Source organism: Streptomyces sp. Tu 2975 (assembly GCF_009832925.1).
Classification (GTDB): domain Bacteria; phylum Actinomycetota; class Actinomycetes; order Streptomycetales; family Streptomycetaceae; genus Streptomyces.
Map to the genome: position 1 here is coordinate 3,856,886 of NZ_CP047140.1, position 16,301 is coordinate 3,873,186.

14 protein-coding genes and 1 pseudogene are annotated in these 16,301 nt (G+C 71.7%); 2 read left to right on the plus strand and 13 right to left on the minus strand.

Translation table 11 applies throughout. From position 1 onward, the window contains the following. Positions 1-39: 39 nt before the first annotated feature. Positions 40-990: an ABC transporter ATP-binding protein gene (locus tag GLX30_RS16965; protein ID WP_159689382.1), complete on the plus strand. Its 951-nt coding sequence runs from the start codon at positions 40-42 to the stop codon at positions 988-990. Next, positions 987-2,645 (plus strand): ABC transporter permease, encoded by a 1,659-nt coding sequence (locus GLX30_RS16970; protein ID WP_159689385.1) that lies wholly within the window; start codon positions 987-989, stop codon positions 2,643-2,645. The genes GLX30_RS16965 and GLX30_RS16970 overlap by 4 nt, the downstream gene beginning before the upstream one ends. A gap of 91 nt (positions 2,646-2,736) precedes the next feature. On the opposite strand, the gene GLX30_RS16975 is transcribed toward GLX30_RS16970, so the two are convergent. From GLX30_RS16975 to pyrE, 13 genes and pseudogenes are all read right to left on the minus strand, one after another. Further along, the gene (locus GLX30_RS16975; RefSeq protein WP_159689389.1) at positions 2,737-3,942 is read right to left on the minus strand and encodes a cytochrome P450; all 1,206 of its coding nucleotides are present in this window, start codon (positions 3,940-3,942) and stop codon (positions 2,737-2,739) included. Positions 3,943-3,961: 19 nt separating this feature from the next. Continuing rightward, positions 3,962-4,621 carry a response regulator transcription factor gene (locus GLX30_RS16980; RefSeq protein WP_159689394.1) on the minus strand — a complete coding sequence of 220 codons (660 nt, stop codon included), beginning with the start codon at positions 4,619-4,621 and terminating at the stop codon, positions 3,962-3,964. Beyond that, positions 4,618-5,958: a histidine kinase gene (locus tag GLX30_RS16985; protein ID WP_159689399.1), complete on the minus strand. Its 1,341-nt coding sequence runs from the start codon at positions 5,956-5,958 to the stop codon at positions 4,618-4,620. Before GLX30_RS16985 ends, GLX30_RS16980 begins: the two co-directional genes overlap by 4 nt. Positions 5,959-6,111: 153 nt before the next feature. Continuing rightward, complete coding sequence (locus tag GLX30_RS16990) at positions 6,112-6,933, minus strand: NAD(P)H-binding protein (RefSeq protein WP_159689401.1); 822 nt, start codon at positions 6,931-6,933, stop codon at positions 6,112-6,114. A gap of 76 nt (positions 6,934-7,009) precedes the next feature. Beyond that, complete coding sequence (locus GLX30_RS16995; RefSeq protein ID WP_159695086.1) at positions 7,010-7,879, minus strand: alpha/beta hydrolase; 870 nt, start codon at positions 7,877-7,879, stop codon at positions 7,010-7,012. A gap of 209 nt (positions 7,880-8,088) precedes the next feature. Then, a pseudogene (gene kynU, locus GLX30_RS17000) lies at positions 8,089-9,281 on the minus strand (kynureninase). Continuing rightward, positions 9,274-10,095 (minus strand): tryptophan 2,3-dioxygenase, encoded by an 822-nt coding sequence (gene kynA, locus GLX30_RS17005; protein ID WP_159689405.1) that lies wholly within the window; start codon positions 10,093-10,095, stop codon positions 9,274-9,276. The pseudogene kynU and the gene kynA overlap by 8 nt, the downstream one beginning before the upstream one ends. A gap of 85 nt (positions 10,096-10,180) precedes the next feature. Then, entirely contained in the window at positions 10,181-10,822 is a 642-nt protein-coding gene (locus GLX30_RS17010; RefSeq protein ID WP_244258193.1) for a DUF3152 domain-containing protein, read from the minus strand. Positions 10,823-11,251: 429 nt separating this feature from the next. Then, complete coding sequence (locus GLX30_RS17015; RefSeq protein ID WP_159689410.1) at positions 11,252-11,665, minus strand: DUF3151 domain-containing protein; 414 nt, start codon at positions 11,663-11,665, stop codon at positions 11,252-11,254. 76 nt (positions 11,666-11,741) lie between these two features. Continuing rightward, the gene (locus tag GLX30_RS17020; protein ID WP_159689415.1) at positions 11,742-13,202 is read right to left on the minus strand and encodes an MFS transporter; all 1,461 of its coding nucleotides are present in this window, start codon (positions 13,200-13,202) and stop codon (positions 11,742-11,744) included. A gap of 82 nt (positions 13,203-13,284) precedes the next feature. Then, a complete protein-coding gene (locus GLX30_RS17025; protein ID WP_244258194.1) occupies positions 13,285-14,439 on the minus strand; it encodes an aminotransferase class I/II-fold pyridoxal phosphate-dependent enzyme in 1,155 nt (384 codons plus the stop codon). Positions 14,440-14,514: 75 nt separating this feature from the next. Then, positions 14,515-15,537 carry a class II fructose-bisphosphate aldolase gene (fbaA, locus tag GLX30_RS17030; protein ID WP_159689423.1) on the minus strand — a complete coding sequence of 341 codons (1,023 nt, stop codon included), beginning with the start codon at positions 15,535-15,537 and terminating at the stop codon, positions 14,515-14,517. A 219-nt stretch (positions 15,538-15,756) separates the two neighbouring features. After that, on the minus strand, positions 15,757-16,296 hold the full coding sequence (pyrE, locus tag GLX30_RS17035) for an orotate phosphoribosyltransferase (RefSeq protein WP_159689426.1): 540 nt from the start codon (positions 16,294-16,296) through the stop codon (positions 15,757-15,759). Positions 16,297-16,301: the final 5 nt, after the last annotated feature.

Below are 16,301 nucleotides of genomic sequence, written 5' to 3' on the forward strand. Positions count from 1 at the left end.
AACTTCACAAAGTTGTGAATTCACCGTACGTTCTGAACCATGACGAAGGCAATCACCGTCTCCGGACTCCATAAGTCGTTCGGGCGGACACGCGCGCTGGACGGCCTCGACCTCGCGGTCGGGACCGGTGAGGTCCACGGCTTCCTCGGGCCCAACGGCGCGGGGAAGTCGACCACCGTCCGGGTTCTGCTCGGGCTGCTGCGCGCCGACTCCGGCGCGGCCCAGATGCTCGGCAAGGACCCCTGGCACGACGCCGTGGAACTGCACCGGCGCCTCGCCTACGTCCCCGGTGACGTCGAGCTGTGGCCGGGGCTCACCGGCGGCGAGGCCATCGACCTGCTCTCCCGGCTGCGCGGCGGGACCGACAAGCGGCGCCGCGACGAACTCGTCGAGCGGTTCGACCTGGACCCGACCAAGAAGGGCCGGGCCTACTCCAAGGGCAACCGGCAGAAGGTGGCCATCGTCGCCGCGCTCGCGTCCGACGTCGAACTGCTGCTGCTCGACGAGCCGACCGCCGGACTCGACCCTCTGATGGAGGTCGTCTTCCAGGACGTCATCTCCGAGGCGAAAGCCGCGGGCAGGACCGTGCTGCTGTCCAGCCACATCCTGGCCCAGGTCGAGAAGCTCGCCGACCGGGTCAGCATCATCCGGCAGGGGAAGATCGTGCAGTCCGGAACGCTGAGCGAGATGCGGCACCTGACGCGTACGACGGTCGAGGCTGAGACGGCCCGCCCGGTCAGCGGTCTGGCCGAGCTGCCGGGCGTGCACGACGTGCGGACCGAGAGCGGGCGGGTGCGGTTCGCCGTCGACGGCAGTCAGCTGGACGGCGCGATCCGCCGGCTCTCCGAGTTCGGTGTCCGCAGCCTCGTCAGCCACCCCCCGACGCTCGAAGAGCTGATGCTGCGCCACTACGGCGACGAGCTGGGCGCGAACGGACACGGCGCCGCCGTCGACGGCACGACCCGTCTCGCCGGCGGAGCAGCACGATGAGCACGGCCACCGCCGGCAAGGCGCCCACGGTCCCCCGCACCGCGAACGGCGGCAATGCCCTCACCGGCACGATCGGCCTGCTCCGCTTCGGTCTGCGCAGGGACCGCGTCCGGCTGACCGTGTGGATCCTCGCGCTGGTCGTCGGCACCGTGTCGACGGCGAGCAACTTCAAGACGCTGTACGCCGATCCGGCGGACCGCGCCTCGGTCGTGGCGACCATGGACAGCCCCGCCGGGCTCGCCATGACCGGACCCCGCCACTACCTGGACGACTACGGCTTCGGCGCGATGCTGGGCCACCAGATGCTCGGCTTCATGGCCGTGATGGTCGGCCTGATGAGCGTCCTGATCGTCACCAGGCACACCCGCAACGAGGAGGAGACGGGCCGCGCGGAACTGGTGCGGTCCGCTGTCGTCGGACGGCACGCGCACCTGGCCGCGGCGCTGGCCCTCGCGGTCCTCGCCGATCTGGTCCTGGCCCTGCTGCTCGCGCTCACCCTCGGCGGCATGGGCATCGACGGCATCGACACCGGCGGCTCGCTGCTCTACGGCTTCGCGCACGCCGCCGTGGGCATCACCTTCGCCGCCGTCGCCGCCGTCACGGCGCAGATCACCCCGCACACCCGAGGTGCCTCCGGCATGGCGCTCGCCGTCGTCGGCGTCGCGTACGTCCTGCGCGCGGCGGGCGACGCGGGCGGCAACGGGGCGCTCGCCTGGCTGTCGCCGATCGGCTGGGCACAGCGCACCTTTGTGTACGTCGACAACCGATGGTGGCCGCTGCTGCTGTGCCTGGTGCTGGCCGTTCTGTGCGCCGCGTCGGGCTTCGTGCTGTCCACCCGGCGGGACGTGGGCGCGGGGCTGCGTGCGTCGCGGCTCGGCAGCGCCGTGGCGTCGGACGCGCTGAGCAGGCCGTTCGGCTTCGCCCTGCGGCTGCACCGCGGCATGCTGACCGGGTTCGGCGCGGGCATGTTCCTGATGGGCGCGATGTACGGGTCGATCCTCGGCGACGCGGAGGACATGCTCGGCAACATCGACCAGATCCAGGAGGCGCTCAGGAAGATCGGCGGCGCCTCGGTGGCGGAGTCGTTCGCCTCGATGGTCATGGTCGTGCTCTCCGTCGTCGCTGCCGTGTACGTGGTGATGGCGGCGCTGCGGCCACGCGCCGAGGAGACCGCGGGCCGGGCAGAGCCGCTGCTCGCGACCGGGCTGTCCCGCACCCGCTGGGTGGGCAGCCACCTGGCCGTGGCCATGGCGGGCGGCACCGCGCTGCTGCTCCTGGCCGGCGTCGGCTTCGGGATCGCGGGCGCGGCGTCCGCGTCCGACGCGGGGCTGTTCCTCGACCTGGTGACCGCGGCACTCGCCTACGCGCCGGCGCTGTGGGTCACGGTCGGCGTCGCCGTCGTGCTCTTCGGCTGGTTCCCGCGGGCGAGCGCGGCGGCCTGGATCGTGCCGGTGTACGCCTTCGTGGTGGGGTACCTGGGGCAGTTGCTGCGGTTCCCCGGCTGGATGAGCGACCTGTCCCCGTTCGGGCACGTCCCCCAGTTGCCTGCCGCGCCGATGAGCTGGACCCCGATGGTGGTCCTGACACTGGTCGCGGCGGGGCTGGTGCGGGTGGGCCTCGAGGGCTTCCGCAGGCGGGACCTGGAAACGAAGTAGTGACGCAGCGACATCCGGCCGGCCTGGGGCCATCCCCCACGGCCGCCAGGCCGTAGGGGGAGTTCGAGGGCACCGCGCGAAGCGCGGTACGTCACAGCTCGACCCGTAGTTCCTCCAGGCCCCGGATCACGAACCCGCCCTTCCACCGCGGCTCCGCCGCGAGGCGCATGGTCGGGCACCGGCGCAGCAGTTCTCCGAACGACGCCGCCAGTTCGACGCGTGCCAGCGGCGCGCCCAGGCAGTAGTGGATGCCCGCGCCGAAGCTCACATGCGGGTTGTCCGCGCGCGACAGGTCCAGTGTGTCGGGGCGGTCGAAGCGGGTGCCGTCACGGTTCGCGGAGCCGAACAGCAGAGCCAGTTCCGAGCCGCGCGGCACCACGACGCCGTCGATCTCGATGTCGTCGAGGACCCATCGTTCGAAGAGCTGGAGCGGGGTGTCGTAACGCATCAGTTCTTCCACGGCTGTGGACAACAGCGAGTGGTCCGCCCGCAGCGCCGCCAACTGGTCGGGGTGGCGGAAGAGCGTCCACCACCCGTTGGCCGTCGTGTTGACGGTCGCCTCGTGGCCCGCGTTCAGCAGCAGCACACAGGTGGAGATCATCTCCTGCTCGCTGAGCCGGTCGCCCTCGTCGTGGGCGGCGATGAGCGCGGAGACCAGGTCGTCGCCCGGCCGCTCACGCCGTACGGCGATCAGATCCCGCAGGTACGCGCTGAACTCCGTCGAGGCCCGTACCGCCCGCGCCGCCGTCTCGTCCGACGGCTTCAGCTCGTACATCCCGCAGATGTCGGCGGACCAGGGCCGCAGCAGCGGCCGATCGGACTCCGGGATGCCCAGCATCTCGGCGATCACGGCGACCGGCAGCGGCTCGGCGACCTCGGCGAGCAGGTCGCCGCCGCCCGCCTCCTTGAAGTCGGCGACCAGGCCGGCCGCCAGCCGCTGTACGACCGGCTCCAGCGCCTGCACGGTCCGCGGGGTGAACGCCTTCGTCACGAGCCGCCGGATCCTGGTGTGGTCAGGGGCCTCGAGGTCCAGCAGACCGTGGTCGTTGAGCGTGTGGAACGGCTCGTGCGCGGCGGGCGGCGGCGTGCGGCCGAACTCCTCGTGGGTGAAGCGGTGCAGATACGTCCGCCCCAGCCGCCGGTCCCGCAGCAGCGCCGACACGTCCGCGTGGTGCGGCACGAGCCACTGCCGTGTCGGTTCGAACCAGTGCACCCGGCCCCGCTCCCGCAGTTCCGCGAAGGCAGGGTAAGGGTCGGCCACGAACTGCGGGGACCAGGGTTCGAAGAGCGCGTCCATGCACGGACGCTAACGCTCCCTACGAGGGTGTGACCAGCCTCGCCTCGTACGCGAAGACCGCCGCCTGCGTGCGGTCCCGGAGCCCCAGTTTCACAAGGACGCGGCTCACATGCGTCTTGATGGTCGACTCGGCGACGACCAGGTGCGAGGCGATCTCGGCGTTCGACAGGCCCTGCGCGATCAGGACCAGGACCTCGGTCTCGCGCTCGGTCAGGTCGGCGACCTGGGTCATCGCGGCGGGGCGCGGCGTCTCGGACAGCTTGGAGAACTCGGTGATCAGCCGGCGGGTGACTGTCGGCGCGAGCAGCGCCTCGCCGGCGGCCACCACGCGGACGCCGTCGGCGAGCTGCCGGGCGGAGGCGTCCTTCAGCAGGAACCCGGAGGCTCCGGCGCGCAGCGCCTGGTACACGTATTCGTCCAGGTCGAAGGTGGTGAGCACCAGCACCTTGGCGCCGCCGTCGGCCGCGACGATCTCGCGGGTGGCGTCGATGCCGTTCAGTTCCGGCATGCGGATGTCCATCAGCACCACGTCGGGCGCCAGTTCGGCGACCTTGGCGACGGCTTCGCGGCCGTTGACGGCCTCGCCGACGACCTCGATGTCGGGCATGGCGTTCAGCAGGACCGAGAAGCCCTCGCGGACCATGATCTGGTCGTCGACGATGAGCACACGGATCGTCATGACGTCTCCTCGGCGGGGATGGCGGCCACGGGAATGAAGGCGGTGACCTCGTACCCGCCCTCTTCCGTGGGCGCCGCGGTCATTTCACCGTTCAGCATCGTCACACGCTCCCGCATGCCGGTGATGCCGTGGCCGGCTCCCGGCGAGGGGTTGGCCAGGCCCCGCGGCGGCGTGTTGACGATCCGCAGGCCGAGACCGCCGAGCACGTAGGAGACCTCGATCTTCGCGGTCGAGCCGGGTGCGTGCCGGAGCGCGTTGCTGAGCGCCTCCTGGATGATCCGGTACGCCGACAGCTCGACGCCCTGCGGCAGCTCGCGCACCGCTCCCGTGACGGTCTTCTCGGTCTCAAGGCCCGCCTCGCGGACGTTGGAGAGCAGGTTGTCGAGGTCGGCGAGGACGGGCTGGGGCGCGTCGGGCGCCTGGTAGTCCTCCGCCCGAACGACGCCGAGGATGCGGCGGAGTTCGGTGAGCGCGGCCACCGCGTTCTCGCGGATCGTGGCGAACGCCTTCTCCAGTTCCTCCGGCGGGTTCTCCACCCGGTAGGGGGCGGCCTCCGCCTGGATGGCGACCACCGACATGTGGTGGGCGACCACGTCGTGCAGTTCGCGGGCGATGGTGGTGCGCTCCTCGAGCAGGGTGCGCCGGTCGCGCTCGGTGGCGGTGACCGTCTGCTGGGCGGCGACCTCCTGCTTCGCCTCACGGCGGACCAGGATCATGCTCACGATCAGCAGAAGGACCGCGGAGGCGAACAGCATGGGCGCCGCCCCGGGACCGTAGCCCCTGCTGATCACCGTGTCGGCGAACATCCCGTAGGCAGCGGTGACCACCCACATCCAGCCGGCCGTCCGCGGGCGGGTCCGCAGGGCAACGGCGATCATCACGGTCAGGTGCGACAGGAACCCGGCGGGCGCCCAAGGCCAGTCGTTCCAGGAGCCCAGTACCGCCACGAACGGGGTACTCACGATCGACACCCACCAGGCGCCCACGGGCCTGACCAGGGTCATCACGACAGCCGCCGCAGGGACGAAACCGCCGATGACGAAGGCGAGGCCGCCCTCGTCGTCGGCATAGGCGAGCAGCAGTGTGCACAGGGCGAGGAACAGCACCACGGCGTGCGGCAGCCACACCGCCCCGCTGCGTATCCGCTCGCCCGGCAGCCGGCGGACCAGCGGCCCTTCGGCGCTCAGCGGCGGCAGCGGCCGATAGGCGAACGCGTCGTGGAAGAGGTCCTGGCGGAGGCCGCTGAGCGCTCCCTGGGCCAGGTCGTATTCGGGGCTGCGGGTCTTCTGGGTCACGTAATGAAGGTAAGCGGGCACAAGGGCCCCGGTCGTCAGCATCACTGCGGATCCTGGGGCGTCCGCCTTGAGTACTACCTGGTGGGGCCGGGGTTTCAGTGACCGGCGGGACGAACGGGGCCCGTCTCGGGAGGAGCGCGTCCGGCACGGGTACGGGCAGGGCCGCCCAGGGGCCCTGCCCGTACCGGTGCCGTGTCAGCTCCGGAAGGTGTCCGCGTGCTCCTCGGACCACTCGGCGAAGGTCCGGGCCGGTCGCCCGGTGACCTTCTCCACGGTGTCGACGACGGTACGGCCGACGGGCGGTGTGTTGCCGTACGCCTCCAGCAGGAAGCCGATGACGTCCTCCGGCTGCCCTGCCGCCTTCCACTGCTCGACCGCCTGCTGCTCGCTCAGTTCGACGAGCCGGATCTTCCCGCCCCGGGCGGCGGCGAGCGCGTCGACCTTGTCCTCCAGCGTCAGCACCTGGGGGCCGGTGATCACGTACTCCTGGCCCGCGTGGCCGTCCTCGGTGAGGGCGACCGCCGCGACCGCGCCGATGTCGGCCTCGTGGACCATGGCGCTGAGCCTGCCGGCGAACGGTTCGCGCACCTCGCCGTCGGCGCGGATGCCGTCGGCCCACTCCAGGGCGTTCGCCATGAACTCCACCGGCATCAGCACCGTCCAGGCGACGTCGCTGTTCCGGACCGCGTCCTCCAGGAGGCTCGGGCCGCCGCCGTGCAGCACGGTGATCCGCCGCACACCGGCCGCCTTCGCCAGCTGAAGGATCCGCGGGCCGGTCTCCAGCGGCGCGAAGTACGGGCCGCCGAAGGTGATCAGGTGCAGGCCGGTGACGCCCTCCAGGGCGGGGGCCAGCGTCTCGGCATCGGTGAGGTCGCCCCGCACGACCTCGACGCCGTCGGGGAGGTCGGCCTTCGCGGGGTCGCGGGTCAGGGCACGGACGGGCTTTCCACGGCGGAGAAGCTCCGCGACCACCTGGCGGCCTACTGTTCCGGTTGCTCCGGTCACGAGATTCGTCATGGGAAGAACGTACGAACCCTTGCGGTCAGCTTCTGTCCGCAAAGTTCAACGAGCCCGTCAGGCTCTTCTCACGCGCTCACCAGGCCAGTTGAGCGATCTCCTCGGCGACCACGGCGCACGCGTCGGCCGCCGGGTCGATCAGCGGGAAGTGCCCGACCTCTTCGAGCAGCGTCCATCCGACGGTCTCGCCCGCCTTCGCCGCCGCGTCCACGAACGCCTCCGCGACGGCCGGCGGCACGACGACGTCCGTGCGGCCCTGCACCACGACCGTCGCGATGCCGGTCGGCAGCAGGACGGCGGGATCGCCGTGCGGGGCACGCTCGTCGTACTGCGCCTCGCCGCCCAGCAGTTGCCGTACGGCACCGCCGCACACGGCCAGTTCCACGGCCGCGTCGAAATCGGCGATCGGGGCCAGGGCGACGACACCGCGCAGCGGCGGCGGCGCGGCCAGCCGCCACGGCGAGCCGGCGGGCAGGACGTGCCGTGCGGCGGCCCACAGCGCGAGGTGGCCGCCGGCGGAGTGCCCGGTCACGACGGTCCGTCGCGGGTCGGCCTGCGGCAGTGCCTGCCGCGCCAGGTCCGGCAGGGCGTCCATCGCGGCGGCCACGTCGTCGAACGTCTCCGGCCACCGTCCGGCGACCGGCCCGTCCCCGCGCTGGCCCGGGATCTCCCGTCCGCGGCGGTACTCCACGTTGGCGACGGCGAGTCCGCGGCGCGCCAGGAAGTCGGCGAACGGCGTCACATGCCGCCGGTCGTACGGCGCCCGCCAGGCGCCGCCGTGCAGCACGACGACCAACGGCACGGTGGCGTGCCCGCTGCGCGGGGCGTAGAAGTCGACGACCTGGTCGGGGTGCTCCCCGTATGCGACGGATACGTCCGGCGCGACGGCAGGATGCGACATCGCCGACGCCTCCTCGGCGGCGTCACGGGCGACGGGGTCCGGCATGTGCTGCTCCAACAGTCCCGTGGGGGTGGCCTGTTCCACCTGACCAGCGCGGACGCTACCAGCTTCGCCCACGGGCGGCGGCGCCCCGCCCGCGGCGGCTCGGACAACCGGGTCCGCCCCCGGCGGCTCGGACAACCCGGTCCGCCCCCGGCGGGTCCGACGGCCGGGTCCGCCCCGGGGGACGTGGCGCCCCCCGGGGCGGACCGGGCTCAGTCGGCGAGGACCTCCGCCAGGACGCGCGCCGCGCGCTCCGTGTCGGCGAAGCCCACGTACAGCGGTGTGAAGCCGAAGCGCAGGACGTCCGGGCGGCGCAGGTCGCCGACGACGCCCCTGGCCGTCAGGGTCTCCATGACCCGCGGCGCGTCCTCGCACCGCAGCGCCACCTGACTCCCGCGCTCGGCGTGCTCCACGGGTGTCAGGGACGTGACCCGTCCCGCCGGGGCGTAGGCGTCGACGCACTCCAGGAAGAAGTCCGTCAGCGCCAGGCTCTTCGCCCTGACCGCCTCGATTGCGATCCCGTCCCAGACCTCGAGCGCCGCTTCGAGGGCCAGCATGGACAGGATGTCCGGTGTGCCCACCCGACCGCGGGTCGACCCGTCGGCCGCCTCGAAGCCGGGCGTCATCGCGAACGGGTCGGCGTGCGACGTCCAGCCGGGCAGCGGCGAGTCGAAGGACGCCTGGTGGCGCTCGGCGACGTACAGGTACGCGGGCGAACCGGGGCCGCCGTTCAGGTACTTGTAGGTGCAGCCGACGGCCAGGTCGACGCCGTGCGCGTCGAGTCCCACCGGCAGGGCGCCCGCGCTGTGGCACAGGTCCCAGACCGCGAGGGCCCCGCGTCGTGGACGGCCGCCGTGAGGCCGGGCAGGTCGTGCAGCCGGCCGGAGCGGTAGTCGACGTGATTGACGAGCGCCGCCGCCGTGGTGGGGCCGAGTGCCGACGTCAGGTCGGCCGGGTCGACGGGAACGATACGGCGACCGGTCATCCTGGCCGCCGACGACGCTATGTACCCGTCCGTCGGGAACGTCGTCGCGTCGACGAGGATGTCCGTCCGTGCCGGGTCGTCGTTCAGCCGTACGGCGCCCACGACGGCCTTGAAGACGTTGACGCTCGTGGAGTCGCCGACCACGATCTGCCCGCGCGCCGCGCCGACCAGCGGCGCGATCCGGTCTCCGATCCGCTCGGGCGCGCTCCACCAGTCTCCTTCCGTCCAGGAACGGATGCGCAGCTGCCCCCATTGCCGGTTCACCACATCGGCGACGCGGTCGGGGACGTGCGCGGGCAGCGCGCCGAGCGAGTTGCCGTCGAGGTAGACCGCCTCGTCGAGGGCGAACAGCTTCCGGGCACCGGCCAGTTCGTCTGCGGCGTCGAGCGCCGCGGCCCGCTGGGCCAGGGACTCAGACATGGCTGCGCGCCGTCCACAGCTCGGGGAAGACGTTCTTGCGGGCACGCTTCTCGAGCCACGCGACACCGGCGGAGCCTCCTGTGCCGACCTTCGAGCCCATGGCCCGCCGGGTCGCCACCAGGTGGTCGTTACGCCATCGCCACACCAGCTCGCCGACGTCCGTCAACGCCTCGCCCAGCCGCACCAGTTCGGTGTCCTGGTCATTGCCGCCGTAGACCTCGGCCCAGACCTGCTCGACGGCCTCCGAGGGCTCGTACTTCTGAGCCAGGTCGCGCTCCAGCACCTCGGCCGGCACCGCGTACCCGCGGCGGGCGAGGAGCCGCAGCACCTCGTCGTACAGGCTCGGCTCGTGCAGGGCCTTCTCCAGTTCCGCGTGGACGCGGGGGGCGCCCCGGTGCGGCACCAGCATGGAGGCGGACTTGTCCCCCAGCAGGAACTCCATCCGCCGGTACATCGCCGACTGGAAGCCGGAACCCTCACCGAGGGCGTCGCGGTAGGCGTTGAACTGCGCGGGCGTCAGGTTGGCGATGGGCTTCCAGGAGGCGTTCAGGGCCTCCAGCTCCCGTAGCGACCGCTTCAGCGCGTCCATCGCCACGGGGATCCGGTCCTCGCGCAGGGCGCGTGCGGCGGTCTCCCACTCGTGGACGACGACCGTGAACCACAGCTCCATGACCTGGGTGGTGACCAGGAAGACCATCTCGCCCGGGTCGTCCGACCGCGGATGCTGGAGGTGGGTGAGGACGTCCGCCTGGACGTAGTCCTCGTACGGCGTGGTGCCCGCGAAGTCCAGATTCGGGGCGGAGTCATGTGACATTGCTGTCTCCTCGACATCCGGGTAGCGGTCCGCCCCTTCCTGTTCGGTGTGGGCCCCGGTCCCCACTCGCATCATAAGCCGAGGGTCACACCGGCGGTCCGGAGAGATATGTCCCGTCGTCGTCGTAGGGCCACGCATTGGAGACGCAGCCGTTCAGGCCCTTGATCTGCTGCATCATCACCGGGGCGGGTTCGCCGGGGCCGGGACAGCCCATGTGCTGACGGATGCCGATCTCGTGCCCGACCTCGTGGTTGATGATCAGGTGCCGGTACTCGGCGGGCGTGCCGGCGAACGTCGGGGAGCCCAGCAGCCAGCGCCGCAGGTTCACCACGACGCCCTCGGTGGTCTCGCAGTTCAGCTCACCCCCGGTGTTCAGGCCCACGGCGAGACAGAGCTTGTCCGCGGTGGCCGGTGTGGCGATCCTGATCACGAAGTCGGCGTTCGACGACACCAGCTGGAAGCGGCCGCGGCCGTTCGCGGCCCAGCCGCGCGGATGGGCCAGGATCTGCTGGATCTCGGCGGCCGCCTGCTGGGCGGACACGTCGACGCCGTCCTCGACCTCCACCTTGTAACGGCGCAGCGTGCCGGTGCCGGCCGCCGTCCCTGACGACCGGGCGACGGTGAACGTGCCCGGCCCCGACGCCGGCACGCTCGGCGGCTCGCTCTTGGCGGAGGGGGACGGCGACGGCTTGGGCTTCGGCTTCGGCGAACTGCTGGGGCTGCGCACCGGCGAGGGTGAGGTCGAGGGTTCCGGTGCGGGGTCCTGCGACATCAGCGGCGTGACGTCGGTCCGGTCGGCCGCCTCGGCGGGGGCGGTCCGCCCCTCCAGTGCGCGAGGGCGGCACCGGCGCCCACCGACATGAAGGCGAGGCAGACGCCCAGCAGAAGTATCGGTCCGGTCGGACGGCGTCGGCCCGAGGTGCGGCGGCTCCGTCTGCGGCTGCGCCCGTTGCGGGCGGCGGCACGCTGGCCCAAGACAGACCTCTCCCCTGTTTCGGCCGGTGTTGGGGGGAGAGGAAGGTCGGGGCCTCTCACCGGCTGTGATCCGTGAATCGGCAGTGTGTGTGATCGTACCGGCCGCGGGGCGGCGACCCGGGTTCCAGGTCGCCGCCCCGCGGAACCGGTCACGGCGGGGCAGGCCCCCTGCCGTGACGGTTCAGCCCAGCGTCTCCGCAGCGGTCTGCGAGGAGTCGCGCAGGAACGTGGTGCAGCGCTCGTGCTCCTCCTTCTCGCCGATCGCCCCGGCGGCACGGGCCAGGGCGCTCAGTGCGCGAAGGAAGCCGCGGTTGGGCTCGTGCTCCCACGGCACCGGACCGTGGCCCTTCCATCCGCTGCGGCGCAGCGCGTCGAGGCCGCGGTGGTAGCCGGTGCGCGCGTAGGCGTACGACTCGACGACGCTGCCCCGCTCGAAGGCGTCGTCGGCCAGCTGCGCCCAGGCGAGCGAGCTGGTCGGGTACTGCGCCGCGACCTCGGCGGCGGAGGTACCGCCGGCCAGGAGCTCACGCGGGCCGGGCTCGTCGGGCAGATGGGTCGGGGGAGGTCCCCCGAGCAGGTTCTCGTGGATCGACATGGCCCCCAGTCTCACAGGTCGGGCAGCGTTCCGTGGCCACCGGCCGAAGGACGACCGCGACGGGTCCGAGGGCGGCTCAGCGCCTCTGTTCCGCCTGCGGCTCGAGCGGCGGCGCGGTGACCCCGCAGTTGACCTTGCACTCCGGACGGCACACGTCCGCGCCCTTCGGCGGCACCCGCACCGTCCCCCAGGCGATCAGCGCCCCGGCCACCAGGATCCCCGCGCACATCGGGATCGCGAGCCGGAACGCCTCGTCGAACGCCGTCGCCGAGCGGTACGCCTCGGGGCCCATGCCGGCGAGCAGCGGCAGGGCGGCCACCGCGATCAGGCCCGCGGCACGGGCCGCCGCGTTGTTGATGCCGCTCGCGATGCCGGCCCGGCCGGTCTCCACGGACGCGAGGACGGTCGAGGTCAGCGGGGCGACCAGCGTGACCATGCCCAGGCCCATGACCAGCATGGCGGGCAGCACATCGACGAGGTAGGACGCGTCCTCGCCGACCCTGAGCGTCAGCATCATGCCGACGGCGCAGAGCAGCGGGCCGGCCGTGAGCGGGATACGCGGGCCGATGCGATCACCCAGCTCCCCGGAGCGGGCGGACAGCAGCAGCATCAGCAGGGTGGTCGGCAGCAGTGCCGCGCCCGCGCCGAGGGCCGAGTATCCGGCCACGACCTGGAGCTGGAGCGCGACAAGGAAGAAGAAGCCGCCGAAGGCGGCGTACACGCAGAGCGTCACCAGGTTCACGGCGGTGAACTGGCGGATCCGAAAGAGGGACAGCGGCAGCATCGGCTCCGCCGTACGCTGCTCGACCAGCACGAACACGGCTCCCACGCACGCGCCGGCGAGCCCAGCCCACACCGTCTCGTCGATGAGGGCGTAGGTCACGAGCCCGAGCGCCACCGCGCACAGGACAGCGCCCAGGACGTCGAACCGGCCGGTCGCCCTCGGGTCGCGGGACTCCGGTACGTGGCGCAGCGCCACCGGTACGCACAGGACGGCCAACGGCACGTTGAGCAGGAACACCCAGCGCCAGCCCGGCCCGTCGACCAGCCAGCCGCCGACGAAGGGGCCGATCGCCGCGCCGACGCCGCCGAGCCCCGACCACAGGCCCACGGCCCGCGACCGGTCGTCGGGATGGAAGCTCGCCTGGATGAGGGCCAGCGATCCCGGGGTGAGCAGGGCCCCTCCGATGCCCTGGAGGGCGCGCGCGGCGACCAGCACGCCTCCGCTGGGTGCGATCCCGCAGAGCAGGGAGCCGAGGGCGAACCAGACCACGCCGAGGACGAAGATCCGGCGGCGTCCGTAACGGTCGCCGAGTGCCCCGCCGAGCAGGATCAGCGCCGCCAGCGTCAGCATGTAGGCGTTGACGGTCCATTGGAGGACGCCCAGGTCGGCGTCGAGGTCCCTGCCGATGCGGGGCAGTGCGACGTTGACGACGGTGGAGTCGAGCAGTGCCATGCCGGACCCGAGGACGGTCGTCAGGACCACCCAGCGGCCGGTGGCGGATGTCAGCCTGATGTCCCCCGGACTCGTGCCCATACGGGGATCATCGCAGCCGCTTCGCGACGCTACGACCCGAAGAGCCGTGCCCCGGCCCGGCGCCTGCGGGTCCCCGGGGGCGTCAGGTGACGCGGCCGAGGGCCCGGATGAGGGCGTCCGCGCCGCGTTCCGCCTTGCTGCGCGGGCAGCCGACGTTCAGACGGACGAAGCCCTCGCACCCGTAGACCGCCCCCGGCATGATCGCGACCTTCTCCCGTTCCACCAGCTCACGCTGGAGCACCGCGTCCGCGGTGCGGGAGCCGATGCCGAGCGGGCGAAGGTCGATCCAGGCGAGGTAGCCGGCCTGCGGCGGTTCCCAGCCGAGCTGCGGGAACGCCGCGTCGAGCCGGTCGGCGAGCATCCGCAGATTGCCGGCCACATAGGTGTTGAGGTCGTCCAGCCACGGTCCGCCCCGGAGGTAGGCGGCGATGTGGGCGGTCAGCGACAGCACGGCGGGCGACGCGAGACCCTCGCCGGTCTCCATCCGGCGTACGAACTCGGCATGGTCGGCAGGGTCGCCGACGATGCCGTACGAGCCGCTCAGGGCGGGGAAGTTGAACGCCTTGGTACCGGAGGTGATCAGGGCCCAGCGACCGGTGCCGTAGCGGGTCCAGGGCAGGTGCACTCCGTCGCGTACGAAGTCGGCGTGGATCTCGTCGCTGACGACCGCGACGCCGTGCCGTGCGGCCAGCTCGGCGGTCCGGGTGAGTTCGTCGTGCGTCCACACCCTGCCGGTGGGGTTGTGGGGCGAGCAGAGCACCAGGACCTTGCTGTCGGGCCGGGCGAGCTGGCGTTCCAGTGCCTCGTCGTCCCCGACGGGCACTCCGCGCAGATCACGGCCCAGACCGGTGACCGCCTTGATGAAACCGTCGTACGTGGGGGCGTGTACGACCACGCCGTCGCCTGGTCCGGTCCACATCCGCAGCAGCTGGGAGAGCTGGTTGAGCACGGAGGGCGCGTACACGACGCGGTCGGTGTCGATCTCCGTGCCGTACCGCACGGCGAACCAGTGACGGATCGCGGAGAGGAAGTCCTCGTTCCGCCAGTCGGTGTAGCCGAAGACGCCGTGCGCGACCCGGTCACGGAGGGCGTCGAGGACCACGGGAGGGGAAGCGAAGTCCATGTCGGAGATGGTGAAGGGCAACAGGCCGCCGGTGCCGAACCGGGCGGCGACACCGTCCCACTGCACGCTCCAGGTGCCCCGGCGGTCGACGACCGCGTCGAAGTCGAAGCTCACGATTCCCCTCCCCTGTGGACACACCACGGGCCCGGCGCCCGCGAGGGGGTACCGGGCCCGTGGTGAGGCGGATGCTTACTTGATCTTGGTGCCGGTGGAGCGCAGGGCCGCGCAGGCCTCCGTGACACGGGTGGCCATGCCGGCCTCGGCCAGCTTGCCCCAGGTGCGCGGGTCGTAGGTCTTCTTGGAGCCGACCTCGCCGTCGACCTTCAGGACGCCGTCGTAGTTCTTGAACATGTGGTCCGCCACCGGACGCGTGAAGGCGTACTGGGTGTCGGTGTCGAGGTTCATCTTCACGACGCCGTTCTCCAGAGCCGTGGCGATCTCCTCCGCGGTCGAGCCGGAGCCGCCGTGGAAGACGAAGTCGAACGGGTCGGCCTTGCCGTACTGGGCGGAGACACCCGCCTGGAGGTCCTTCAGAAGCTCGGGGCGGAGGACGACGTTGCCCGGCTTGTAGACGCCGTGCACGTTGCCGAAGGACGCGGCCAGCAGGTAGCGGCCCTTCTCGCCCAGGCCCAGGGCCTCGGCGGTGCGGAGCGCGTCGTCGACGGTGGTGTAGAGCTCGTCGTTGATCTCGTGCGAGACGCCGTCCTCCTCGCCGCCGGTCGGGGTGATCTCGACCTCGAGGATGATCTTCGCGGCGGCGGCCTGCGCCAGCAGCTCCTGGCCGATGGCCAGGTTGTCGGCGAGGGTCTCGGCCGAGCCGTCCCACATGTGGGACTGGAACAGCGGGTTGCGTCCGGCCTTCACGCGCTCGGCGGAGATGTCGAGCAGCGGACGTACATAGCCGTCCAGCTTGTCCTTCGGGCAGTGGTCGGTGTGCAGCGCGACGGTGATGTCGTACTTGGCGGCGACGATGTGCGCGAACTCGGCCAGGGCGACGGCGCCGGTGACCATGTCCTTGCTGTACTGGCCACCCAGGAACTCGGCACCGCCGGTGGAAATCTGGATGATGCCGTCGCTCTCGGCCTCCGCGAAGCCACGCAGTGCGGCGTGCAGGGTCTGGGACGAGGTCACGTTGATGGCGGGGTAGGCAAACTTGCCTGCCTTCGCCCGGTCAAGCATCTCGTTGTAGACCTCGGGAGTCGCGATGGGCATATGTCCGCTCCTTGTGATGTGCGGGTATGTGGTACGGGGGCCCGGGGTGCGTCCCCCGGTGAACCCAGTGCCCTGACCTTGGGCGACGTCATCGTCGCGGCCTATCTTTCCAGACTCCCGCCGTGGGTCCACCCCGCCTGCCCCGCCTGCATGGCGAAGGGGCGTGCTGTTTCACGTGAAACAGCACGCCCCTCGGAATATCCGCAGCTCACGCCATGATCAGGCGAGACCGAGCTCATCGAGCGAATACGCGTTGATGTACGTCAGACCCGCTTCCGCGATCTTGGGGGCGGCGCCGCGCTCCACGATCACGGCCACCGCGACGACCTCGCCGCCGGCCTCCCTGACCGCCTCCACGGCGGTCAGCGGGGACCCGCCGGTGGTCGACACGTCCTCCACGACCAGGCAGCGCCGGCCCTTCACGTCCGTGCCCTCGATCCGGCGCTGCATGCCGTGCGCCTTGCCCGCCTTGCGGACGACGAACGCGTCCAGCCGCTTACCGCGCGCGGCGGAGGCGTGCAGCATCGACGTGGCCACCGGGTCGGCGCCCAGCGTCAGACCGCCCACGCAGTCGTAGTCCAGGGCGGCGGTGGCGTCGAGCATCACCTGACCGACCATCGGCGCGGCCTCGCCGTCCAGCGTGATCCGGCGCAGATCGATGTACCAGTCGGCCTCGATGCCCGAGGAGAGGGTCACCTTGCCGTGCACCACGGCCTTGTCCTTGATCTGCTGGAGCAGCTCAGCACGCACGTCAGTCATGGGGC